Consider the following 20,396-nt stretch of genomic DNA (forward strand, 5'->3'; position numbering starts at 1 on the left):
CGCGCGGGGCCCATCGACTGGTCTTTAGCGACTAGTTGAGCAGGTAGTCGGCGTCGGGCTCGGAGACGAGGGCCGCCTCGGAGAGCTGCTCCTCGGTCGTGCCGGCCAGCCACTTGCCGACCTCTTTGCCGAGGTCATAGGTCTTGTCGGCGAGCCATCCGTAGGCGACGAGCGCCCCGGTGACCACGGCGACCTCGACGGTCGTCGCGGCGGCGACGGGCTCGGACTCGATGGTCTCGATCTGAGCCTGCGCGCTCGAGGAGAAGCTCAGGCTCGAGGCACAGGCCACGCCGAAGACCAGGCCGGCGACGAGCAGCCGGCGGAACTTACCCTTGGACAGCTCAGTTGAGGACATAGTCGAACTCCTGGGGCCGAGCCTCGGAGAGGGTCTCGTTGGTCGTGGGCTCCTGGGTCCCACCTTGAGAGTTGACCTCTTCCATGTAGCCCTGGGCGACGCCGAGGGCGAAGGCGCCGACGAGTCCGCCGACGGCGACGAGTCCGATCGCGGGCAAGATCGCGGCCTCCTGGGGCTCGGCCTCGACGACGAGTTGCGTCGCGGCCTCGGCCTCGGGGGGCGCGGCTGTGAGAGATATGGTCGCGGAGACCACGGCCAATGCGGTGGCCGCAGCGTAGAGCTTATTGTTCTTCATTGTGTTCGATCCTCTGGGGGTCCATCTATGAATAGAGGTGATATGCGAAAAACGCGTATTGGTCATCGCCTCTTTTCATGAAACATCATACGGATGTCAGAATGTCATGCAAGGGATTTTGGAACATGTGTGGTTAAAAAGGGCGCCTGCGCATTTAATACTATCCATGAGATTGGCAAACTGTCCTCTTTAACAATGCTTGGACTTTTGGACGGTGAACGAGGAAAATACGATATGACCACCAAACACGAGCATGGGTCCGCCCAGCTCTGGCTCGCGGCGAATGCTGGGGTCGACCCGAAGTGACGAGAGGATCACGCTCGCGTCCACGCGCACGGCGACGTCCTCGGGGACGAACACGCGCAGCGAAGACGCGCTGACCTGAAGCTCCACGCGAGTCGGCCCGGGCGGGAGCAAGGCCTCGCCGTAGTCGAGCTCGACCTCTCCAAACACGCTGACGAGGGTGGTCTCGCGCGCAGGCGCCCAGCGACCCTCACGGCGGGTGGCGGAGAAGGCGGTGAGCAGGCGCTGGCGTTCGGGCGCGACCCGGGCCAGGGCCTGGCTGGTGCGGGGCGCGATGAAGTCCTCGACGGGCAGCCCGGGGGGCAGGAGATCGACGACCGCGGCCGCGAGCTGCGCCTCGCTCGTGGCGTCGAGGATGCGCTCGAGCCTGCGCTCGAGCGCGTCGGCGTCGATCAGACCCTCGGCGTAGCGCTGGCTGGCGAGCGCGCGCGCGCGGGCTTCGAGGTCGCGGAGCGCGAGCAGGTTGTCGGGCTGAGCCACGAAGGCCAGAGGTCTCGGCGGCGGGACGCTATTCGAGCGCTTGCTCGTCCGCCCACGGACACCCGCACCAGGTCGTCCATAGGATGTGACAGCAGGGCGCCGGCCCGCATTGCGCGGTGCACTCGTCATCGACGTCTGCGGTCGCGGGCTCGGCGAACATCAAGGTGCCGAAGATTGACAATATGAATCCTGCTGTGACTGATGCGAATTTTACGCGCACGTCATTCATGACCCAATGACGCTATCACTCGTGAATCGATGGATACAAGCTGGTACCTGGAAGACGAGATCGGGTGCGGAGCGGGCTCGAGGGGGGCTCGGGGCCCGCAGGGTGGCGCGAGGCGCCTCACCAGTACTGACGTTTGGGAGATGAAGCATCGCGCGGAAATGCTCGCGGCATACAAAGAGGGCAGGCGGGGTTGGCCGCCTGCCCGCTTTTTTGGAAGGGGCCGCGCTCAGGCGCCGGCGGACTTGCGACGCTTGCGGCGGCTGGACTTCTTGGCGCCGGGCTTGTCGCTCTTGAGGCTCTCGAGGGCCTGGGCCTGGGCCTTGGCCAGGCTCTCGTCGACGCTCGGGGCCTGGGCGGGCTGCACGGCCTGAGCCTTGGCGGCGCGGCGGGCCGCCTCGGCGATCGCCGCGGACGCGCCGGGCTTTTGCGAGGGCGCGGCCCCGGAGGCCCTGAGCTTGGCGACGGCGGCCTTGGCCGCGGCGTCGAGGCGATCGAGGGAGCCGCCCTTGCGGCTGACCGCCGCGGCGCGCTCGCGCTTTTGCGAGGCCTTGGTGAGGGTCGACTCGTACTCCTCGCCCTCCTCGGCGCGGCGCCGGTCCTCCTCGGACAGGCGCATCTGGAGCACGCTGTCGAGCACGGTCTGCGAGATGCTCTCCCACATCTCGTTGAAGAGCTTGAAGCCCTCGACCTTATAGGTGTTCTTGGGGTTGCGGTTGGCGTAGCTGCGCAGCCCGATGCCGGCGCGCAGGTCCTCGATGTTCTTGAGGTGGCTGATCCACTGCTCGTCGATCTCGCGCAGGTAGATCCGCCGGATGTGATAGAGGAAGGTGTAGAGCCCGAACTCCTGCTCGCGGGCGAGCAGCGCGGCCTCGACCTGATCCCAGCACGAGTCGACCAGGGCGTCGACGTCCTCCTCGACCTCGTGGATCTCGATGTCGAGGTAGAAGCGGGCCTTCATCTCCTTCTCGACGCCGTCGAGGTCCCACTCGTCGGGGTGGACGTCGGCCGGGCACAGCTCGGTCACGGCGCTCTCGACGTGGCCGTAGCACAGGTCGTGGATGCGCTCGCGCTGCTGGATCAGCGAGGCCGCGACCACGTCGAGGCTGCGCTCGATGACCGCCGCGCGCTCGCTGGCGACGTCGTCGAACTTCACCATCGAGCCGTAGTGGCGGTAGAGGTCGTGGGTCAGCTCGTGGGGGATGATGCCCTCGGGCGGCCACGGCTCGCTGACCTCCTCGCCGGCGGGCAGGCCAGCGTCGGCGAGGCGGCGGCGGCAGTGGTGGTCGATGATCGCCACGGTCCGCTCGCGCATGGTCTCGCGCAGCGAGGGCAGGGTGTGCGGGCCCGAGGTGTCGGGCGGCGGCGGGAGCTTCTCGCGCTGCTCCTTGCGGGCCTCGTCGTCGAGGATCTCCGGCTGGTAGCGGCCCTCGAGGATCTGCCGGCGCAGGGCGTAGATCGCCTTGCGCTGCTCGTTCATCACGTTGTCGTACTCGAACAGGTTCTTGCGCGTGTCGAAGTGCATGGCCTCGACCTTGGTCTGCGCGTTCTCGATGGCCTTGTTGACCATCGGGGCCTCGATCGGGACCTCCTCCTCCATGCCCAGGCGCTCCATCAGCCCGGTGATCCGGTCGGCGCCGAAGATCCGCATGAGGTCGTCCTCGAGCGAGAGGAAGAAGCGCGAGGTGCCGGGGTCGCCCTGGCGACCGGCGCGGCCGCGCAGCTGGTTGTCGATCCGTCGGCTCTCGTGGCGCTCGGTCCCGAGGATGAACAGCCCGCCGAGCTCGAGGACCTCGCGCTTCTCGGCCTCGCACTGCTCCTTGAGGCCGGCGTGGAGCTTGGCGAACTCCTCGGGCTTCTCCTCGGGGTCGAAGTGGGCCTTGGCCATCATCTCGGAGTTGCCGCCGAGGATGATGTCGGTGCCGCGGCCGGCCATGTTGGTGGCCACGGTGACCGCGTGCTTCCGCCCGGCCTGGGCCACGATGTAGGCCTCGCGCTGGTGGTTCTTGGCGTTGAGGATCGAGTGCGGGACGCCGGAGCGGTCGAGGAGCTGGTGGATGACCTGGGACTTCTCGACGCTGGTCGTGCCCACGAGCACCGGCTGGCCGCGCTCGTGGCACTCGCGGATCTGCTCGACCACCGCCTTGAACTTGCCGCGCTCGTTTTTGTAGACGACGTCGTCCATGTCGTTGCGCTGGATCGGGCGGTTGGTCGGGACGACGATGACCTCGAGGTTGTAGATCTTGTGGAACTCCTCGGCCTCGGTGTCGGCGGTGCCGGTCATGCCCGCCAGCTTGTCGTACATGCGGAAGTAGTTCTGGTAGGTGATCGTCGCCAGGGTCTGAGACTCGGACTGGATCGCCACGTTCTCCTTGGCTTCGATCGCCTGGTGGAGGCCGTCGCTCCACCGCCGGCCCTCCATCTTGCGGCCGGTGAACTCGTCGACGATCACGACCTCGCCGCGCTCGACGAGGTAGTTGACGTCGCGCTTGTAGAGCACGTGGGCGCGCAGGGCCTGGTCGACGTGGTGCTTGAGCTGGACGTTGTCGCGGTCGTAGAGGTTGCCGCAGCCGAGCAGCTTCTCGACCCGGTCGACGCCGGCGTCGGTCAGCTGCACGCTGTTGGCCTTCTCGTCGACGACGTAGTCGAGGTCGCGGCGCAGCGAGGGGATCACCCGGTCGACGGTCTTGTAGAGCTCGGCCGGCTTGGCGCTCTCACCCGAGATGATCAGCGGGGTCCGGGCCTCGTCGATCAGGATCGAGTCGACCTCGTCGACGATCGCGTAGTTCAGCTCGCGCTGAACGTACTTCTCGATCGTCTCCTTCATGTTGTCGCGCAGGTAGTCGAAGCCGAACTCGTTGTTGGTCCCGTAGGTGATGTCGGCGCGGTAGGACTTCTGGCGCTCGTGGTGGAAGAGCCCGTGCACGATGGTGCCCACCGACAGGCCGAGGAAGTTGTAGATGTTGCCCATCCACTCGGCGTCGCGGGACGCGAGGTAGTCGTTGACGGTGATCAGGTGGCCGCCGCGACCGGACAGGGCGTTGAGGTAGAGGGCCGAGGTCGCCGTCAGCGTCTTGCCCTCACCGGTGCGCATCTCGAGCACCATGCCGCGGTGCATGGCGATGCCGCCGATCATCTGCACGTCGTAGTGACGCATGCCCAAGGTCCGCTTGCCGGCCTCGCGGACCACGGCGTAGGCCTCGGGCAGGATGTCGTCGAGGGGCTCGCCCCGGTCGATGCGCTCCTTGAACTCGGCGGTCTTGGCCTGGAGCTCGTCGTCGCGCAGGGGCTGGAGCTTGGCCTCGAGCTCGTTGATGCGGTTGACGATCGGCTGGATCTTCTTGATCTGACGATCGTGCTTGGTGCCAAAGACCTTTTTGAGGACGCGCTGAAACATGGGCAGAGCCGGTGGTGGGCGAGCAGGGTAGTGGTGGGGCGTCGCGCTGTCTACGCGGGCGGGGCGATGGCCATCCCGGGCGCGACGGATTGGGATAAGATCTCGCGTCTGCGGGCGACGAGATGGTGAACCGAGGCAACGCTACCGCTTCGAGCGACGGATCTGACCGCGGCGCCGGGGCGCGTGGGGAAGGCGCAGCGAGGCGGGTGCACGTGGTCGCGCCCTCGGGGCCGGTGGATCTCGAGCGGCTGGGACGTGGGCTCGCGCACGTTCGCCGGCGCTTTGGTGAGCCGGTCCTGGCCGCCAACCTCGAGCAGCGCAGCGGTTACTTTGCCGGCGACGACGAGGCGCGGCTGGGGGCCTTGAACGCGGCTCTGCGTGATCCGAAGGCCGCGCTGATCTGGGCGGCGCGGGGCGGCTACGGGGCCACGCGCCTGCTGCGGCGCCTGGATCCGGCGCTGCTGCGTCCCGCTGGCGGCCGTCCCCCCAAGCTGATCGTCGGCTTCTCCGACGTGACGGCGCTGCTGTGCTGGGCCTGGACGCGCGCGGGCGTGCCCTCGATTCACGGCCCCGTGGTCGGGCAGCTCGACGAGCTCGGTCACGAAGATCGCGAGCGCCTGTGGACCCTGCTCGAGGGCGAGCTGCCCGAGCCGCTGGTGGCGGAGGGGGAGGAGGCCGCGGCGCTGTGTGGTGGCCGCGTCGAGGGCACGCTGATCCCCGCCAACCTCGAGGTCCTGCGCACGCTGATCGGGACGCCGGAGATGCCGGATCTGCGCGGGGCGATCCTCGCCTTCGAGGAGGTTGGCGAGCGGCCCTACCGCCTGGATCGGGCTTTGACCCAGCTGCTCGAGAGCGGCGCGCTGCGGGGCGTGGTCGGCGTCGCCGTTGGTCAGCTGCACGGCTGCGTCGAGCCGTCCTCGGGCAAGAGCCACGGCGCCAGCGCCGTCGAGGTCGTCGAGGAGCGCCTCGCTCGCCTGGGTGTGCCGGTGCTGATCGGCCTGCCTTTTGGCCACGCGCCCGGGCGCAACGCGGCGCTGCCCTTTGGCCTGCGCGCCCGCCTGGACGTGGATCAGGGGGCCCTGGAGCTGCTCGAGGCGCTGCCCACCGCGCTGCCTGGCGTGGGCTGAGGAAGGCGCGCAGGGCCTCGCGCGTCGACATTCGGGGCGCTTTTGTGCTGCTCTTTTGGCGAGGTGCCGGAGGGCGGCTAAAACGCTGAAGAGATGACCAGGCGAGCGAAAAATTGGCCCTGTGTGCTGCTCCTGACCTGTCTGGGGGGCTGCCACACGGAGTCGCCGCCGGCGCTCGCCATGGCCGAGAGCGCGACGGTGGGCACCGACGAGCTCGCGGAGGGCGAAGAAGACGCGGACGAGGGCGAACAGGCGCAGGTGCCCGAGTCTGCATCGCGCGCCTTGTGGTTCGCCGATGGTCCTGGCCGCGAGGCGATCATCGCCCGCGAGCGCCGGGATCACGAGCAGGCCAAGGCGCTGCTCGACGCGCTGCTGGCCGAGGGCTCGCTCTCGCCCGAGGACCGCGCGGCGGCCGAGCTGCTGCGCGCCTTCGAGTCGCTCGAGGACGAGGCGTGGGCCGACGCGGCCGCGCGCTTCGCCAGGGTTCGGGAGGTCGCGGCCTTCGCCCCGATCGCGGCGCAGCTGCGCGTGCTCGAGGCCCAGGCGCGCCTCGACGCGCAAGACAGCGCGGCCGCCCTGGCGCTGGTCGAGGATCTCGAGCCCGATCCGGCGGCGGGCATCCCCGCGCGCGCGCGCCTGGTCAAGGCCGACGCGCAAGCGCGGACCATGGATCGCGCGGGGGCGGTGGCCTCGTACCGGGCCTACCTCGCCGAGGCCGACGATCGCAGCGCCTACGAGGCCCGGCGCAAGCTCGCCGTGCTCTTGCTCGAGGGCGAGGCCGAAGATCAGCGGGCCGCGGCCGAGCTCTTCGAGGGCCTGGCCCTCGACGTGCCCCTGTCCGACTACGGGCGCGAGGCCAGCGAGGCCCTCACCGAGCTCGAGAAGGCCAAGGTGATCACGCGCGACAAGCGTGCGCGCCGGGATTTCGAACGCCGCCGCGCCCTCGCCGAGCTCGATGATCTGCTCGCGCGGCGCAGCTACGGCCAGGTGATCTCGGGGGCGGATCGGTTCATGAAGCAGGCCAAGTCGCTCGCGGCGGACGAGGGCGACCGCTGCCGCGTGCTCTATCTCAAGGGCTCGGCGATCTTCAAGCAGCGCAAGCGGCCCGCGTCTCAGCCGGTCTTCGATCAGGCGAGCAAGCACTGCGCGAAGGCCAAGGACCAGGGCCGCGAGGTCAAGAGCCGCTACCAGGCCGCGCGTGGGCGCTACGCCGCGGGCAAGTACGAGGACGCGGCGGCGCGCTTCGAGGCGTTGGCCAAGGACCACCCCGATCACAGCTACGCGGACGACGCGTTGATCAAGGCCGGGGAGTCGTGGGAGAGCGCGAGCAAGCCCGAGTCGGCGCGCGCGGCCTACGAGCGCTCCTTGGCGGATCACCCCGACGGTGACATGGCCGACGAAGCCCTGCGCCGGCTGCTCGTGCAGGCCTTCGCCGAGCAGCGCACGCAGGACGCCCTCGCGCTGATCGACGCGGCGATCGCCAGCAAACGCGTGAGCGGGGATACCCTCGCCAAGCTGCACTACTTTCGCGGGCGGGCTCTGGGCATCGCGGGCGAGCAGGCGGACGCGCGGGCGGCCTATGTCGAGTGTGTGCGCACGCGGCCGCTGAGCTACCCCGCGATGCAGGCGATGTCGCGGCTGCGGGATCAGGGCGAGGAGGCCCTCGCCGAGGGTCTGGCCGTGCTCGAGTCCGCCGACGGCGCGGTCATTCCTTCGCTCGAGCTGCCCGGCACGCCCGCGGCCGAGCGCGCGCAGCTGTGGGCGAGCTTGGGCCTGGGCGAACAGGCCAGCGCAGACCTCGACGCCGGGGGGATCGGTGGCTGGCCAGCCGCCGCCGTGCTCGCGCAGGCCGGGCTCTACGCCGAGGCGCAGCGCACCCTCGCCAGTCGCGGCGGCGCGTGGCGGGGCGAGCCCCCAACTGGAGATCGGCGCGCGCTGTGGGAGCTCGCCCACCCCATGCCCTTTCGCGCCCTCGTCGAGCAGGGCGAGGCCGAGCACGATGTCCCGAGCTTGCTGACCTACGCCGTGATGCAGACCGAGAGTCGCTTCGATCCTGGCGCGACCTCTTGGGCTGGCGCGCGCGGCCTCATTCAGCTCATGCCTGCGACCGCAGAGACTGTGGCGAAACGCCTCGGGCTAAAGGTGCGATCCAGCGAGCTCTACGATCCGGCGGTAAATCTGAACTTGGGCCAGAGCTACCTCGCTGGCTTGGTGTCCCGCTGGCAGCGAGACAACGCAGGCGGCGCGGCCGCGCTGGCGATCCCGAGTTACAACGCCGGCCCGGGACGCACGGACCAGTGGCTCGGCGAGCGCGGTGACTGGGATCTCGATCTCTTCATCGAGGCGATCCCCTTCGACGAGACGCGCCACTACACCCAGTCGGTGCTCGGGCGTTGGGCGATCTATCGCTGGATCTACGGCTCCGAGCCCGCCGCCGAGCGCATGCCTTACATCCCGCTCGAGATTCCCCAGCGGACCGGCTGACGAACCGGTCGAGGGCGCGCTCGACTCGTGTATGGGCGCGACTCCGCTCCTGGCGCAGTTTCTCCGCCCCGGTCCACCCTGGTCGTGGCGCAGGGGGGCATGAGGAATCATTCGCGGCCGCGCAGTCGCAATCGTGTAGGGTCTGTCATACTGATCCCGCGTCACCATGAGCGAAGTGCAAGCCACCATCCTCGTCGTCGACGACAGCCCGATCACTCTCGAGGTCGTCAGCGAGGTGCTCGGAGAGCAGGGCTATCGGGTCGAGACGATCGATGAGCCGCTCGAGTGCCGCGAGAAGATCGCCGAGCTGCGCCCGGACGTGTTGGTCCTCGACATCACGATGCCCGCCCTCGACGGGCCCTCGCTGCTGCGGCTGATCCACGAGGACCGCCGCCATGACTGTCCCGTGTTGTTGTTCAGCGACCGCTCGCGCAGCGAGCTGACCGCGACGATCAGGGCCTGTGGCGCGGACGGGGGCGCGGTCAAGACGCCCGACTGCGGCGAGCTCGTCGAGGTCATCGGTAGTGTGCTCGCCTCGCGTCGACGCGCGCGCGCGAGCCAGTCCTCTTCACCCTGACAATCAGCGAGGTGGCGCGCGTCCGAGCCCCTCGGTTTCGCGCCTCCGGGACCGTGCACCACAAGGACGTCGCTTGGAAGATTCTGCTGTGGGTCGGCGTGTTCGACCTCGGCATCGCCGTGCTGATGGGGTTCTTGTGGGTCGAGATCGTTGCGATCGCCGACCCCCGGGCGCTCGTGCTGCTGGTCTTCGCGCGCGCGCCCTTCGTTGGGCTGTGGCTGTGGCGCGCCCTGGATCCGCTGCGGCGAGTGCGGGCCGAGGGCGAGGCCACGGACGCAGAATTGCTCGCGGCCGATGCCCTGCTCCAGCGCGTCTGCGCGCGCTTCGTGCTGATCTACACCCTGGGCTGGGAGCTGAGCCTCGCGGGGGTGCTGGTGCTCGCGTGGCTCGGCGTCCCCGCGCCGGTGGTGTTCGGCCCCGCCGAGCTCGCGACCTCGCTGGTCATGATGGTGTCGATGGCGGCGAGCTGCAGCTTGACGCACCAGGTGCTCCACGCGCTCTTGCAGCCGATCCACGATCGCGTGGGCAGCGAGATCGTCGCGCGCGGCCTGGCGGTGCAGCGACCCGCGAGCTCGGTCGGTCGCGCGCTCGTCGTAACGATCGTGGCGATCGTGCTGACCAGCCTGCTCGGCCTGTTCATGGTCGGCGGCTACGTCCGCCTCCAGGGCAGGCGCGCGGCCGCGGTCGCCGAGCAACGTCGGCTCGTCGAGGTCGCCGCGGCGCGCCTGGGTCGCGGTGAGCACGACGCCGCGCCCGATCTGCTCGAGGGCGTCCGCGTGGACGGGGCCGAGGGTATCCGCGTGGTCGGGACCGAGGCCTTGCCCGCGGTCTTGGCCGCGCAGCTCGAGCTCCCCCAGCGGCCCGAGACCCTGAGGGGCTACGACCGCCACCAGACCCAGGCGTCGGCCGCCGTCGAGCTCGGCGAGGGTCGCTGGCTGCTGACCGCGACCACGCTCGACGAGCATGTCGGCGCGATGGTGCTGACGGTGCTCGTGCTCACCAGCCTCGGGGTGATCTCCGGCGCGATGATCAGCCTCTCGCTGTGGTCGGCTCAGCGCGAGCAGCTCGAGGCCCTCGACGAGGCGACGCGGCGGGTCGTCGAGGTCGGGGACATCCGCGCCTTCGGCCGGCTCACGCTCACGCGTGACGACGAGTTTGGTCGGCTGAGCCAAAACTTCAACCGCATGCTCGACATGCTCGAAGAGCTCGCCGGGGCGGCTGGGGCCGTGGCCCGCGGTGAGCTCGACGTGGAGATCGGGGGCCGCGGCGAGCTCCCGGACGCCTTCCGCGGCATGGTCGTACAGCTCGACAGGGCGATCGCACAGATCCGCTCGACGGCCATCGAGCTCGCGGCCGCGGCGGCGGAGATCCAGGCCTCGACGCAGGAGCAGGAGGCCGCCGGGGACCAGCAGTCCTACGCGGTGCTCATGGTCAGCGAGACGATCACCTCGCTGGTCGGCGCGGCCGAGGACATCTCGCGCGAGGCCGGGGGCGTGCTTGGGGACGCCGAGCAGACCCTCGCCGCGACCGACGCCATGGTCGAGAAGATCGCCGAGCTCGGGGCCTACGCCGAGGGCATCGGCGGGCTCCTCGAGGGGATCCGCGAGATCGCGGATCGCAGCGACCTGCTCGCGCTCAACGGCGCCCTCGAGGCCACCCGCGCCGGCGAGGCGGGGCGCGGCTTTGCCCTCGTCGCCGCCGAGATGCGTCGCCTCGCCGAGCGGGTCACGAGCATGGTCGCGGACGTCCACGCCCGGGTCACCAACATCCAGGCGGCGAGCGCGGGGACCACGGCGGTCACGGAGCGCAGCCGCGCCCTCGCCCAGAGCACGGCCGCGGCGGCGCGGGAGATCCGTGCGCTGATCGAGCGCCAGGGCGTCGAGACCGAGGCCGTGGCGACCAACATCCACCAGGTCGCCGACACCGTCCGCGCGAGCGCGGCCGCCAACTCACAGACCCGCGCGACCGCCGAGGGCCTCAAGCTCCAGGCCGACACCCTCGAGCGCCTCACCCGGGCCTCCGAGTAGGCTGCCAGCTCGCGCGAGCGCTCTCCTCCCGCGCGGGGCGCGGCCCGTCCTCGCGGTGGCGTGCGGGCGCGCGCGGTCTGACCTGGGGCCGGTGTCGAGTACCATCGCCGACGGTGAGCACCCTCCACGTCATTCGCCACGCCCAGGCCTCGATGTTCGCCGCGAACTATGACGAGCTCTCGGCGAAGGGGCGGGAGCAGGCGCGGGTGCTCGGTGTGGCGCTCGGTCAGCGCTTCGCCGCCGCCGGCCGGCCTGGCTTCGACGCGCTGTTCACCGGCCCGGCCCGGCGTCACCACGACACGGCCGGGTTGGCCTGCGAGGGGCTGGCCGCCGCCGGCCTCGAGCTCCCCGAGCTCGTCGAGCTGCCCGGCTTCGACGAGCACGACGGCCACGGCCTGGTCGCGGGCTTCATCGCGGAGCTCGGCGCGGGCGAGGTCTCGCTCGGCGCGGGCGAGGTCGAGCTGCGCCGGCTCGCGACCGAGGCGATGGACGCCACCGGTGACCGCGACCGACGGCTGCGGGCCTGGCAGCTGCTCTTCGAGGGGATCATGGCTCGCTGGCTGCGCGCCGAGATCGCGCCCGAGGGCGTCGAGACCTGGGCCGCCTTTCGGGAGCGGGTGCTCGCGGCCTTCGCCGAGCTGCGCAGCCGCGCCCGCGGAGAGATCGCGCTCTTCACCTCGGTCGGCCCCAAGGCGGTGCTCCTCCACGAGGTCCTGGGCATCCCTCCGCAGCGGGCCTTCGAGCAGGCCTGGCGCCTCTACAACACCTCCATCACCCGGGTGCTCTACAGCGGCGAGCGGCTGACCCTCGACGGCTTCAACGAAGTCGCTCACTTGCCTCTGGGCGAGTGGACGCACCGCTAGCGCCCCGCGGACGCGGCGCGAGGACCGAACATGGCCAAACCCGAGGCGGCCCGGCAGGCGACCCTGATCGAGGGCGACATCCGTCGCGCGCTCGTGAGCCTCGGCGTGCCGATGTCCTTCGGCATCGTGTTCATCCTCGCCGTCAGCTTGGTCGACACCTACTTCGTCGGCCGCCTGGGCACCGACGAGCTCGCGGCGATCAGCTTCACCTTCCCCGTGGTCATGGTCGTGACCAGCGCGACCTTGGGTCTGGGCGTGGGCACGACCTCGGCGATCGCTCGGGCGATCGGCGCTGGCGACGAGCGCCGCGTGCGGCAGCTGACCACCCACGCGCTGATCCTCGCTCTGGCCGTGGTCGCCGCGCTCTCGCTCCTCGGGCTGATCTGTCAGCGCTGGCTCTTTGCGCGCCTCGGCGCCGAGGGGGTGCTGCTCGAGATCGTGCTCGAGTACATGACGATTTGGTTCGCGGGCTCGGCCTTCTTGGTGGTCCCGATGATCGGCTCGGGGGCGATGCGCGCGACCGGTGACGCGCGCACGCCGATGTTGATCATGATGTCGGGGGCGATCGCCAACGGCATCCTCGACCCGATGTTCATCTTCGGCTTTGGGCCGATCCCCGCCATGGGCGTGCGCGGGGCCGCGCTGGCGACCTTGGCGTCTCGGGTGTTCACGCTCTCGGCCGCGCTGTGGGTGCTGGGCTGGCGCATGAAGCTGCTCGAGTTTCGGGTCCCGCGCATGTCCGAGTTGATCGCCTCGTGGCGAGCGATCCTCTCCGTGGGTCTGCCGGCCTCGCTGACAAACATGTTCTCGCCCCTCGCCGCCGGCGTGCTCACGGCCCTGATCGCCGACTACGGCAAGGCCGCCGTGGCGGCCTGGGGGGTGGGCACCCGCCTCGAGATGCTGGTGCTGATCGCCCCCCTGGCCCTGGGCTCGGCGATGACCCCCTTCGTCGGCCAAAACTGGGGGGCCGAGCGCGAGGATCGAGTCGGCCGGGCCCTGGTCATCGCGCGGCGCTTTGCGATCGCCTGGGGCCTCGGCGGCTGGCTGGTGCTGATCGCCTTCGGCGGCTGGGTGGCGACGATCTTCTCGAGCGACGCCGCGGTCCACGATCCCCTCCAGCGCTTCTTTTGGATCGTCCCCGCCGGCTACGCCGGCGTGGCCCTGGTGCGGGTGATCGGCGCGACCTTCAACGCCATCGACCAGGCGCTGCGGGCCACGGTGATCTCCGCGCTCCAGAGCTTGCTGCTCGCCGTCCCTCTCGCGTTGCTCGGGGGCGCGCTGTGGGGGCTGATGGGGATCTTCGCGGGGGTCGCGGCGGCGTCGCTGCTGACGGGGGTGATCGCCAACGGGTGGGCGGGCTCGCTCTTCGCGGGGGCAAAGGCCGAGGCCGACGCGGAGCTCGTGGCGACGGAGCCCTCGGAGCCCGTGGCGAATCCCAACACGACACCTCGCTCATGAGCTCCTCGTGCGCGCACCAGAGGACTTGAAGGGCCCCAGGCTTGGAGCACCGGCCGCTGACTTCGTTGCTCGTCAGTCATTTGTGCCCGACAAACTCCCTCCTCGCGCCTCGTCAGCAGCCGGCGGTCCGGCGCCTGGGACCCTTCAAGTCCTCTGGCGCGCACACTAGAGCGGCAATGCTTGATCTTTTCGCCGAGGGCTTTGTCCAGAGTGGCCCGGGTTCTGGCCGGTTCGGTCGCTTGTTTCTGGCGGTGGAAAAAACTCTGCACCGAAGATGCACGCGGGCCGAAGAGGAGGATGTGACTGGAATCTTGCATCAAGGCATCCTTCAACTCTTTCGAGACGAGCCGTGGCTCGCCTTCGACCTCCAGGGGATCCCGCGGCCGGTGGATGGCCAGCCGATCGATCGGCGGGCGGAGGTCGAGGTCCCGGTGGAGGGCGAGCAGATGGTGGTCCGCCAGGGCTTCCCGGACCTCGTCCTGGTCTGTCTGGGCCCCGATGGGCGGGCCTCGCCGTCGCGGCCCGATGGCGCGGTACTCTCGATCGAGGCGCAAAAAGCCCGGGACTGGCGGCTGCGGTGGCGCTTGCCCTTCTTTCAGGCGGTCCTGGCGAAGGACCACGAGCTCCCGTGCTGGATGATCGTGGTGTCCTTCTCGGATGAGATGTCCGCGGACTTGCGGGTGTGGGCTGAGGGTCCGCCGCCGCGAGTGGAGGCGATGGTGCTGGATGTCCACACGGTGGCGGCGATCCGTGATCCCGAGCAGGCGAAGAAGAGCCCGCAGGCAGCGGTGCTGGCCGCGGCCCTGCACGGATCCAGGGGAGACTTGAAGGCGGCAACGGCCGGGCTGCAGGCCACCCGGACGCTGCCGGAGGCGCAGCGACAGGCGTACACTATGACGATCCTCGCGGCGGTGAGCCGCGCGGACAGGAGGAAATTGATGGAGCTGATCCCAAAAGACGAACACGATCCGCTGTGGGAGATCGAGATGAACAGCGGGACTTTTCACCTCGGTCTCGAGCAAGGGCGCGAAGAGGGCCGAGAGCAGGGGCGAGCACAGGGCCAGCGGGCGGTGCTGGCGGAGATGACCCTGGCGCTGCTGGAGGTGCGTGGCGTCGAGGTCGACGCGGCCAGCGAAGCGCGGATCCGCGGAGAGCGGTCGCTGGCTCGGCTGCGAGCTTGGGCCGCGGCGGCGCGGGAGGTGACTCGGGTGGGCGCGCTCTTCGAGTAGAGGCTCTGGGCAGCAAGCAGGGCTTGTCGTCCCAAATCTCGGCCAGCTCAGCCCAGAGATCCGGAGGTAGGAAAAAACCCTGCATCGAAGATGCACGCGGGCCGAAGAGAGGATGTGACTGGAATCTTGCATCAAGGCATCCTTCAACTCTTTCGAGACGAGCCGTGGCTCGCCTTCGACCTCCAGGGGATCCCGCGGCCAGTGGATGGCCAGCCGATCGATCGGCGGGCGGAGGTCGAGGTCCCGGTGGAGGGCGAGCAGATGGTGGTCCGCCAGGGCTTCCCGGACCTCGTCCTGGTCTGTCTGGGCCCCGATGGCCGGGCCTCGCCGTCGCGGCCCGATGGCGCGGTGCTCTCGATCGAGGCGCAAAAGGCTCGGGACTGGCGGCTGCGGTGGCGCTTGCCCTTCTTTCAGGCGGTCCTGGCGAAGGACCACGAGCTCCCGTGCTGGATGATCGTGGTGTCCTTCTCGGATGAGATGTCCGCGGACTTGCGGGTGTGGGCTGAGGGTCCGCAGCCGCGAGTGGAGGCGATGGTGCTGGATGTCCACACGGCGGCGGCGATCCGTGATCCCGAGCAGGCGAAGAAGAGCCCGCAGGCAGCGGTGCTGGCCGCGGCCCTGCACGGATCCAGGGGAGACTTGAAGGCGGCAACGGCCGGGCTGCAGGCCACCCGGACGCTGCCGGAGGCGCAGCGACAGGCGTACACTATGACGATCCTCGCGGCGGTGAGCCGCGCGGACAGGAGGAAATTGATGGAGCTGATCCCAAAAGACGAACACGACCCGCTGTGGGAGATCGAGATGAACAGCGGGACTTTTCACCTCGGTCTCGAGCAGGGGCGCGAGCAGGGGCGCGAGCAAGGCCAGCGGGCGGTGCTGGCGGAGATGACCCTGGCGCTGCTGGAGGTGCGCGGCGTCGCGGTCGACGCGGCCAGCGAAGCGCGGATCCGCGGAGAGCCGTCGCTAACTCGGCTGCGAGCTTGGGCCGCGGCGGCGCGGGAGGTGACTCGGGTGGGCGCGCTCTTCGAATAGAGGCGAGGCTGTGGGCGGCAGATCCTTCTGTCCCAAATCTCGGCCAGCTCAGCCCAGAGATCCGGAGGTAGGAAAAAACCCTGCATCGAAGATGCACGCGGGCCGAAGAGAGGATGTGACTGGAATCTTGCATCAAGGCATCCTTCAACTCTTTCGAGACGAGCCGTGGCTCGCCTTCGACCTCCAGGGGATCCCGCGGCCAGTGGATGGCCAGCCGATCGATCGGCGGGCGGAGGTCGAGGTCCCGGTGGAGGGCGAGCAGATGGTGGTCCGCCAGGGCTTCCCGGACCTCGTTCTGGTCTGCCTGGGCCCCGATGGCCGGGCCTCGCCGTCGCGGCCCGATGGCGCGGTGCTCTCGATCGAGGCGCAAAAGGCTCGGGACTGGCGGCTGCGGTGGCGCTTGCCCTTCTTTCAGGCGGTCCTGGCGAAGGACCACGAGCTCCCGTGCTGGATGATCGTGGTGTCCTTCTCGGATGAGATGTCCGCGGACTTGCGGGTGTGGGCTGAGGGTCCGCCGCCGCGAGTGGAGGCGATGGTGCTGGATGTCCACACGGTGGCGGCGATCCGTGATCCCGAGCAGGCGAAGAAGAGCCCGCAGGCAGCGGTGCTGGCCGCGGCCCTGCACGGCTCCAGGGGAGACTTGAAGGCGGCAACGGCCGGGCTGCAGGCCACCCGGACGCTGCCGGAGGCGCAGCGACAGGCGTACACTATGACGATCCTCGCGGCGGTGAGCCGCGCGGACAGGAGGAAATTGATGGAGCTGATCCCAAAAGACGAACACGACCCGCTGTGGGAGATCGAGATGAACAGCGGGACTTTTCACCTCGGTCTCGAGCAGGGGCGCGAAGAGGGCCGAGAAGAGGGCCGAGAGCAGGGGCGAGCACAGGGCCAGCGGGCGGTGCTGGCAGAGATGACCCTGGCGCTGCTGGAGGTGCGTGGCGTCGAGGTCGACGCGGCCAGCGAAGCGCGGATCCGCGGAGAGCGGTCGCTGGCTCGGCTGCGGGCTTGGGCCGCGGCGGCGCGGGAGGTGACTCGGGTGGGCGCGCTCTTCGAGTAGAGGACAGCCGCGGGCAGAGGATGGCCGCGGGCGCCATGGAGGGCGCTCGCGCGCTCGAGGGCGCTCTCTCGGCGCCATCAGTCCACGAGGAACGCTTGCTCGGGCTGTGCACGGCGAGAGGGGTGAACCCGGCGCCTGCGCAGTGCATACTCACCTCGATGCCCTCCCGCCCCTCTCGCTGGTTGCTCTGCGCCTCCGCGGCGCTCTCGCTGTGCTTCGTCGCCTGCAAGCGCGACAAGGACAGCACGGACCCGGAGGAGGGCACGACCGCGGGGGGCGAGACACAGGCGGGGCCCTCGGCGAGCGCGGCCTACGGCAGCGGGCCCTCGGTCTCGGACGTCTGCATGCACCTGTACCAGATCGTCGCCGCCGACGCAGGCCAGCCCGACGCGCCAGTCGATCCCCAAATGATGGACGAGTGTCAGCGCGAGCTGTCTGCCGAGCAACAAATGCGCGGGCCCGAGAATTGGGCTGCCGTCGGCAACTGTGTGCTTCAGGCCAGCTCCGAGCTCGAGATCGACGCCTGCGATCGCGCCCACCCCATGCCTGGTCAGCAAGGTGGTGGGCCCGGCATGGCCATCGACCCGAACAGCGTCGAGAGCCAGGTCTGCGTGCACATGCTCGAGATCGTGATCACCGAGACCGCCGAGATCCAGGGGGCCATGCCGGAGCTCAGCGAGGACGAGCTGCGCTCGCTCCACGAGGAGTGCGTGCTCAGCTTGCTCGAGGGCGAAAAGCCCAACCGCAGCCCCGAGTCTTATCAGGGCCTGCTCGAGTGCATCGCCGCGGGCACGAACAGCGCCGCGCTGCAAAGCTGCGAGTGAGCGCAGCGTTGTCAGCGCTGGCTCAGGCCCGGGACCTCGGCGAAGAATTCGACCGCGACGTCGATGAAAGCCTGGACCCGAGGCGAGCGCACCCGGGCGTTGGGCCACAGCATCGACAAGCTCGCGTTTTGCAGCGACCAGCGCGGGAGCACCCGGACGAGGCGACCCTCGGCCACGGCCTGTGTGCACAAAAACGAGGGCGCCACGCACACGCCAGCGCCCTCGCAGGCCGCGTCGCGCAGGGCGAAGTGGTCGTTGGTGAGCATCGCCGCGTGGACCTCGATCTGCTCGCGCTCCTCGGGGCGGGCGCGGGTCAAGGTCCAGCGCGTGCCCAGTGAGGCCATGGTCAGGCAAGGGTGGGCGCCGAGGTCGGCGGGGCGGCGCAGGCTCGGCGCGCTCTCGAGGTAGCTGGGCGCGGCGTAGGCCGCGAGCTCGACCTTGCCGAGGCGGCGGACCTTGAGGCTGGCGACGCTCGCTAGCGGGTTCATGTGCACGCGCAGGGCCACGTCGACGCCCTCGGCGATCAGGTCGACGAGGCGGTTGCTCGAGCTGACCCGCAGCTGGAGCTTGGGGTGGAGGCGAAGCAGGCGGCCGGCGAGAGCGCCCATGAAGGCCATGCTCAGGTCCTCGGGGACGGCCACGCGCAGCTCGCCGACGGGCTCCGAGCCCTGGTCGCGCAAGGTCCGGGCGATCTCATCGAGGTCGGCGAGGACCGGGGCCGCGCGGCGATGGAGCTCCTCGCCCAGGTCGCTGAGCTGGAGCGAGCGCGAGCCCCGGGCGATCAGCTGCACGCCGAGCTCGTCCTCGAGCCGAGTGAGGCGCCGGCTGATCGTCGACTTGGGCACGCCGAGAGTGCGCGCCGCCGCGCTCAAGCTGCCGCCTTCGACCGTGGCGAGGAAGGCCTGGAGGTCTTCGGTCTGCATGACCAGAGGATGGTTCATACGTTGCTAAAACGCAACTAAAAGTCTTTGATATGATATATTGTAGCTATTTCGGAACGAGGCATGATGTCCAGGAACGAGGCACAACATGCACGCCAACATCGCCACCAAGCTCACCACCATCCTTCATCTCGTCCCCGCCCTCGCCCTCGGCGCCCTCGGCGTGGCCTGCGACGCCGAAGAGCCCACCGGCGCGCTCACGGCCCAGGAGGAAGCGCACCTCGAGACCTTCGATGAGCTCGACTTCGAGGTCTTCACCAACCAGCGCTGGGAGGACCTGGACCACAGCCACGCCGAGGACGTGATCGTCCACTGGCCCGACGGCCACGCCACCGAGGGCATCGACGTGCACATCGCGGACCTCTCGGGGATGTTCGTCTACGCCCCCGACACGCGCATCGAGGAGCACCCGATCCGCATCGCCTCGGAGGAGTGGACCTCGGTCACGGGCGTGCTCGAGGGCACCTTCACCGAGCCCATGCCCGCGGGCGACGGGACCTTCATCGAGCCCACCGGCCTGGCCTTCGAGATCCCCATGGCGACCATCGGCCGCTGGGAGGACGGCGTGATGGTCGAGGAGTGGCTGTTCTGGGACAACCAGGCCTTCCTCGTCCAGATCGGCCTGGCGGGTTAGGATAGCGGCCATGCTCGTCGACGGCCGCTGGACCCGGGACTGGGACCCCTACCAAAAGAACGACGCGAAGGGACGCTTCGTGCGTCAGCGCTCCAGCTTCCGCAGCTGGATCACCCCGGACGGGAGCCCCGGGCCCACGGGCGAGGGCGGCTTCCCGGCGGAGCCCGGTCGCTACCGGCTCTACATCGCGTGGATCTGTCCTTGGGCCTCGCGTACGACCCTGGTCCGGGCCCTGCGCGGCCTCCAGGATCAGATCGCCATCACGGTCCTCGACCCGCGCCTGGGTGAGCAGGGCTGGACCTTTGGTCCCGAGGGCGACCCGCTGTCGTCGGCGGAGCATCTGCACGAGCTCTACACCCGGGTCGAGCCCGCCTTCACCGGCCGGGCCACGGTCCCGGTGCTCTGGGACGAGACCCGGCAGACCATCGTCAACAACGAGTCCGCGGACATCATGCGCATGCTGGCCACGGCCTTCCCCGCGGGTCCGCAGGCCGTCCCCGGGCTCGAGCTCTACCCCGAGGCCCTCGCCGACGAGATGGCGCGCTTCGACACCGAGCTCTACGAGGCCGTGAACAACGGCGTCTATCGGGCAGGCTTCGCGCGCTCGCAAGAGGCCTACGAGGAGGCGGTGCAGCGCCTGTTCGCGGCCCTCGACGAGCTCGAGGCGCGGCTCGAGGACGGCCGCCCCTTCCTCTTCGGCGCGGCCATGACCGGCTCGGACGTGCGCCTGTTCGTGACGCTGATCCGCTTCGACGCCGTCTACTACTCGCTGTTCAAGTGCAACCTGCGGCGGATCGCCGACTACCCGCGGCTCCAGGCCCTGATGGAGCGGGTCTACGCCCTGCCGGGGGCCGCGAGCACGGTCAACCTCGAGCACATCAAGGCTGGCTACTACTCGGTCGCCGCCCTCAACCCCACGGGGATCGTGCCGGTCGGTCCGCGCGGCGTGCTGGGTGACTCGAGCCCCGGCTGAGTCCAGCTGATTCGAAGACCCCGTGCCATCGCCTCGGTGCCCGCTCGGCCACCGAGGCGATGGCACGGAGGTCCGTCGGCGCGAGCCCGCCGACGCTCGATCCTGGCACGCAGT

The 20,396-nt window shown here is 69.6% G+C and carries 18 protein-coding genes and 1 pseudogene; 12 read left to right on the forward strand and 7 right to left on the reverse strand.

Annotated elements, in window-relative coordinates; all coding sequences use genetic code 11:
* Positions 1-31: 31 nt before the first annotated feature.
* The 6 genes and pseudogenes from G6O69_RS14825 to secA form a co-directional block, all read right to left on the reverse strand.
* Positions 32-355, reverse strand: a complete 324-nt coding sequence (locus G6O69_RS14825; RefSeq protein WP_172304154.1) for a hypothetical protein — start codon at positions 353-355, stop codon at positions 32-34.
* Positions 342-650, reverse strand: coding sequence for a hypothetical protein (locus G6O69_RS14830; protein WP_172304155.1), 309 nt, complete (start codon positions 648-650; stop codon positions 342-344). The genes G6O69_RS14825 and G6O69_RS14830 overlap by 14 nt, the downstream gene beginning before the upstream one ends.
* Positions 651-839: 189 nt before the next feature.
* Positions 840-1,433 carry a LiaF domain-containing protein gene (locus G6O69_RS14835; protein WP_172304156.1) on the reverse strand — a complete coding sequence of 198 codons (594 nt, stop codon included), beginning with the start codon at positions 1,431-1,433 and terminating at the stop codon, positions 840-842.
* A gap of 28 nt (positions 1,434-1,461) precedes the next feature.
* A complete protein-coding gene (locus G6O69_RS14840) occupies positions 1,462-1,614 on the reverse strand; it encodes a hypothetical protein (protein WP_176396838.1) in 153 nt (50 codons plus the stop codon).
* 274 nt (positions 1,615-1,888) lie between these two features.
* Entirely contained in the window at positions 1,889-2,974 is a 1,086-nt protein-coding gene (locus G6O69_RS42130) for a hypothetical protein (RefSeq protein WP_346017144.1), read from the reverse strand.
* An 87-nt stretch (positions 2,975-3,061) separates the two neighbouring features.
* Positions 3,062-5,056: pseudogene (gene secA / locus G6O69_RS42135) on the reverse strand (preprotein translocase subunit SecA); the annotation flags it as partial.
* Positions 5,057-5,268: 212 nt separating this feature from the next.
* Here secA and G6O69_RS14850 point away from each other — a divergent pair.
* The 10 genes from G6O69_RS14850 to G6O69_RS14895 all read left to right on the forward strand — a co-directional run bounded on the left by G6O69_RS14850 (position 5,269) and on the right by G6O69_RS14895 (position 17,734).
* Positions 5,269-6,183: an LD-carboxypeptidase gene (locus G6O69_RS14850; RefSeq protein WP_172304158.1), complete on the forward strand. Its 915-nt coding sequence runs from the start codon at positions 5,269-5,271 to the stop codon at positions 6,181-6,183.
* Positions 6,184-6,276: 93 nt separating this feature from the next.
* Entirely contained in the window at positions 6,277-8,667 is a 2,391-nt protein-coding gene (locus G6O69_RS14855; RefSeq protein WP_172304159.1) for a transglycosylase SLT domain-containing protein, read from the forward strand.
* Positions 8,668-8,833: 166 nt separating this feature from the next.
* Entirely contained in the window at positions 8,834-9,244 is a 411-nt protein-coding gene (locus G6O69_RS14860) for a response regulator (RefSeq protein ID WP_172304160.1), read from the forward strand.
* A gap of 11 nt (positions 9,245-9,255) precedes the next feature.
* Positions 9,256-11,271, forward strand: coding sequence for a HAMP domain-containing methyl-accepting chemotaxis protein (locus G6O69_RS42140; protein ID WP_176396839.1), 2,016 nt, complete (start codon positions 9,256-9,258; stop codon positions 11,269-11,271).
* Between the two features lie 113 nt (positions 11,272-11,384).
* Positions 11,385-12,134 carry a histidine phosphatase family protein gene (locus G6O69_RS42145; protein ID WP_172304162.1) on the forward strand — a complete coding sequence of 250 codons (750 nt, stop codon included), beginning with the start codon at positions 11,385-11,387 and terminating at the stop codon, positions 12,132-12,134.
* Between the two features lie 30 nt (positions 12,135-12,164).
* Positions 12,165-13,592, forward strand: coding sequence for an MATE family efflux transporter (locus G6O69_RS14875; protein WP_172304163.1), 1,428 nt, complete (start codon positions 12,165-12,167; stop codon positions 13,590-13,592).
* Positions 13,593-13,903: 311 nt separating this feature from the next.
* Positions 13,904-14,821, forward strand: coding sequence for a hypothetical protein (locus G6O69_RS14880; RefSeq protein WP_176396840.1), 918 nt, complete (start codon positions 13,904-13,906; stop codon positions 14,819-14,821).
* Between the two features lie 126 nt (positions 14,822-14,947).
* A complete protein-coding gene (locus G6O69_RS14885; RefSeq protein WP_176396841.1) occupies positions 14,948-15,853 on the forward strand; it encodes a hypothetical protein in 906 nt (301 codons plus the stop codon).
* Positions 15,854-15,980: 127 nt separating this feature from the next.
* On the forward strand, positions 15,981-16,910 hold the full coding sequence (locus tag G6O69_RS14890) for a hypothetical protein (RefSeq protein WP_172304166.1): 930 nt from the start codon (positions 15,981-15,983) through the stop codon (positions 16,908-16,910).
* Positions 16,911-17,068: 158 nt separating this feature from the next.
* The gene (locus G6O69_RS14895) at positions 17,069-17,734 is read left to right on the forward strand and encodes a hypothetical protein (protein WP_172304167.1); all 666 of its coding nucleotides are present in this window, start codon (positions 17,069-17,071) and stop codon (positions 17,732-17,734) included.
* An 11-nt stretch (positions 17,735-17,745) separates the two neighbouring features.
* Here the strand turns inward: G6O69_RS14895 and G6O69_RS14900 are convergent, their stop codons facing one another.
* Positions 17,746-18,675, reverse strand: coding sequence for a LysR family transcriptional regulator (locus G6O69_RS14900; RefSeq protein ID WP_176396842.1), 930 nt, complete (start codon positions 18,673-18,675; stop codon positions 17,746-17,748).
* A gap of 88 nt (positions 18,676-18,763) precedes the next feature.
* On the opposite strand from G6O69_RS14900, the gene G6O69_RS14905 reads away from it, so the two are divergent.
* Both G6O69_RS14905 and G6O69_RS14910 read left to right on the forward strand, forming a co-directional pair.
* The gene (locus tag G6O69_RS14905) at positions 18,764-19,309 is read left to right on the forward strand and encodes an ester cyclase (protein ID WP_172304169.1); all 546 of its coding nucleotides are present in this window, start codon (positions 18,764-18,766) and stop codon (positions 19,307-19,309) included.
* A gap of 10 nt (positions 19,310-19,319) precedes the next feature.
* Positions 19,320-20,282, forward strand: coding sequence for a glutathione S-transferase C-terminal domain-containing protein (locus G6O69_RS14910; protein WP_172304170.1), 963 nt, complete (start codon positions 19,320-19,322; stop codon positions 20,280-20,282).
* The last annotated feature ends 114 nt before the right edge of the window (positions 20,283-20,396 follow it).

It is taken from the genome of Pseudenhygromyxa sp. WMMC2535, from assembly GCF_011083025.2.

Excerpts from the sequence above, each read along its gene's own strand:
- G6O69_RS14830 (WP_172304155.1), bottom strand. The coding sequence starts at position 650 with ATGAAGAACAATAAGCTCTACGCTGCGGCCACCGCATTGGCCGTGGTC.
- G6O69_RS14825 (WP_172304154.1), bottom strand. The coding sequence starts at position 355 with ATGTCCTCAACTGAGCTGTCCAAGGGTAAGTTCCGCCGGCTGCTCGTC.
- G6O69_RS14855 (WP_172304159.1), top strand. The coding sequence starts at position 6,277 with ATGACCAGGCGAGCGAAAAATTGGCCCTGTGTGCTGCTCCTGACCTGT.
- G6O69_RS14860 (WP_172304160.1), top strand. The coding sequence starts at position 8,834 with ATGAGCGAAGTGCAAGCCACCATCCTCGTCGTCGACGACAGCCCGATC.
- G6O69_RS14910 (WP_172304170.1), top strand. The coding sequence starts at position 19,320 with ATGCTCGTCGACGGCCGCTGGACCCGGGACTGGGACCCCTACCAAAAG.
- G6O69_RS14875 (WP_172304163.1), top strand. The coding sequence starts at position 12,165 with ATGGCCAAACCCGAGGCGGCCCGGCAGGCGACCCTGATCGAGGGCGAC.
- G6O69_RS14895 (WP_172304167.1), top strand. The coding sequence starts at position 17,069 with ATGCCCTCCCGCCCCTCTCGCTGGTTGCTCTGCGCCTCCGCGGCGCTC.
- G6O69_RS42130 (WP_346017144.1), bottom strand. The coding sequence starts at position 2,974 with ATGCGCGAGCGGACCGTGGCGATCATCGACCACCACTGCCGCCGCCGC.
- G6O69_RS14905 (WP_172304169.1), top strand. The coding sequence starts at position 18,764 with ATGCACGCCAACATCGCCACCAAGCTCACCACCATCCTTCATCTCGTC.
- G6O69_RS14900 (WP_176396842.1), bottom strand. The coding sequence starts at position 18,675 with ATGAACCATCCTCTGGTCATGCAGACCGAAGACCTCCAGGCCTTCCTC.